The organism is Mesobacillus sp., from assembly GCF_049588175.1.
Lineage (GTDB): Bacteria > Bacillota > Bacilli > Bacillales > Cytobacillaceae > Mesobacillus.
In genome coordinates, this window is the sequence record NZ_JBAVFI010000416.1 from 1 (window position 1) to 2,244 (window position 2,244).

Sequence of the window (2,244 nt, forward strand, 5' to 3'; positions counted from 1 at the left end):
CATATATAGATTTTTCCAAACAGCTTCAAGCGGGGAGGAAACTTCAACCCGTCGGACATAAGTCCGGAACAATCCCGGCACGACATAAGGCTTCGGCTCACCCTGGCCTTTCATAATCTCCTGGAAGCTCTCTGTAAACGAAGCAATCCACTGATCGTAATCATGGCTGTTACGGGTATCTTTTTTCACAAGATCCTTTGCCTTCTGCAGCCCCCATTTTTCCGCATTCAACGATTCTTTGGCAGGCTTGCGCCAACCTTCGACCCAGTCGCCAACGCTCGCTACATCACTGTAAGCCTGAAAGAAAGCGGCAAGCCGGTGGCGGCAAAACGAATCGGCAGGGCAGGTGCAGCTGCTTTCCTGAGGATCGGTCATATTTATGTAGACCCGCACTGGCGTAACATCCTGGACCGTTGCCCAGATCGACTTCACCATATATTTCAGATGGTGGACCGTCCCCTGACGATACAACATCAGCCCTTTCTGGACAAGGCGTGCATCCTCCTCGACCTCAGGCTTGAGTAGCGTATTCAATTTTGAGGCGGCTTCTTTTAAAATTGGTGCCTGATTCTCAGGTATGACAGCCACAACCATTCCTCCGTTCTCACAACATCAATCGGCCATAGAGGCCACTGATTTTTTGTAAAATCCAGCTGTTATAAGCAGCGGACCATTCAACACGTGTTTGTACAATCATTTAAGAAATCCGAAAAAAACATATTCTTCTATTATACCCAAAAATGAGTTATTAGAGGAGGGGGGATGTTTGATTTTGAAAAAAGGGGAAGGGAATCGTGAGGAATTTGTTGAATACAGAAAATGGTGCATCCCATTTTGTGACATATTTAAAAAAATTTCCACAAAATATCCTGTTATCATTTCAGTTTTTGATTTTTATCATATAAAATGAACTATACAAGAAAGAATCTGGGGGACATATAATGAATAACCGATTGCCCGTGCTTCGCGGCCTTTTTTATCCTGATTTATATACATATAAGCTACGAGATTCTGAGTATGTACCCGGAGTTTGGAAGAATACGACGATGCTCCTCCTGCTAAGCGGCCTGATTTTTGGCATCAGTGCCTATTTTGGCATCGGGTCAGAATATCTATCAAAAAATTTGACCGCCATTTCGCAGGAAAATTATGAATTGCATAAGTTGCTGTTCATGTTTGGCCAGATCATCTGGGGTCTTTTTTACGGAGCAGCGATGATTTTCATACCGGCATTGTTCTTTTGGACGCTATCCGACATCGGTCTGAAAAAATTTGTGACGGTCCAGCAATTTGTTTTACCGATCTTGCTGCTGGAAAAAGTCATCATTATTCCGCTTGCAACCACGCTCGGACTAATTAAAATTTCATCACCGTTCTCGCTTGGCGTCATCGCCCAATACATAACTGGAAATGACTTTATCATCTATTTCCTTGGAGCTATTTCTCTATTTAAAGTGTGGGCTATTTTCATAGAATTCAAGTATGTAAAAATGCTGACCGGCAAAAAACCAGGAATGGTCCTATTGATGGTCATTGGCATCAATCTCGTGTTCTGGCTGTTCTCAGCGCTCTTTTCGTTTGTCCAATTTGAGAAAATTCTTTAAGGGAGGTGCACCATATGAAAAAACAGACAGCAATTCTATTATCTGCAGGCATTCTATTTGTCTCAGGAAATCTGTACTTAGCATTAAAAGATGACAGCAAAGCGGTGCGCTCTTCTTATATTAATAAATGGACAGCGACTGGAAAAGAGGATTTGACCAAAACCCTGCATGCCGATGGCGTCGTCACACCAGTTGAGGAGCATCATGTCTACTATAATGACACTCCAGGCGGTTTTAAAAACTTCCTTGTAAAAGAAGGCGACCAGGTCGACACAGGCAGCCCATTGTATGAGTATGCCTCCGATGGGAACGATGCGGACCGGCAAAAGCTGGAAGCCGAAAAGAACCAGCTTGTCAGGGAATCGGCTTTGATCGATGAACAAATCCAGCAGCTGGAGTATTTGCTGTCAGTATCAGAATCTGCTACTGATAACAGCTTGCCTGTTACCGGAGACGGGGCAACGGGGACCGGAACGTCTTCGCAGGATCTTGTGAATGCTTCGATTGAAAAAGAAATATATGACAAGAAGAGCGAGAAAACGAGGATCACCTCGGAAATCCAGCAATATGACAACACTCTTAACTCGCAGAATGGCAGTGACCAGCTCGGCATTAACAGTGAGGTTGCGGGGACTGTGAA

2 protein-coding genes and 1 pseudogene are annotated in these 2,244 nt (G+C 44.2%); 2 read left to right on the top strand and 1 reads right to left on the bottom strand.

What is annotated here, in order from left to right; genetic code table 11:
• Positions 1-588 (bottom strand): SWIM zinc finger family protein (locus WB217_RS10405; RefSeq protein WP_423993161.1); only part of this gene is annotated, 588 nt, incomplete at its 3' end.
• Between the two features lie 353 nt (positions 589-941).
• Here WB217_RS10405 and WB217_RS10410 point away from each other — a divergent pair.
• Together WB217_RS10410 and WB217_RS10415 are read left to right on the top strand one after the other, a co-directional pair.
• A complete protein-coding gene (locus WB217_RS10410; protein ID WP_423993162.1) occupies positions 942-1,604 on the top strand; it encodes a hypothetical protein in 663 nt (220 codons plus the stop codon).
• Positions 1,605-1,618: 14 nt separating this feature from the next.
• A pseudogene (locus WB217_RS10415) lies at positions 1,619-2,244 on the top strand (hypothetical protein); the annotation flags it as partial.

Excerpts from the sequence above, each read along its gene's own strand:
- WB217_RS10410 (WP_423993162.1), top strand. The coding sequence starts at position 942 with ATGAATAACCGATTGCCCGTGCTTCGCGGCCTTTTTTATCCTGATTTA.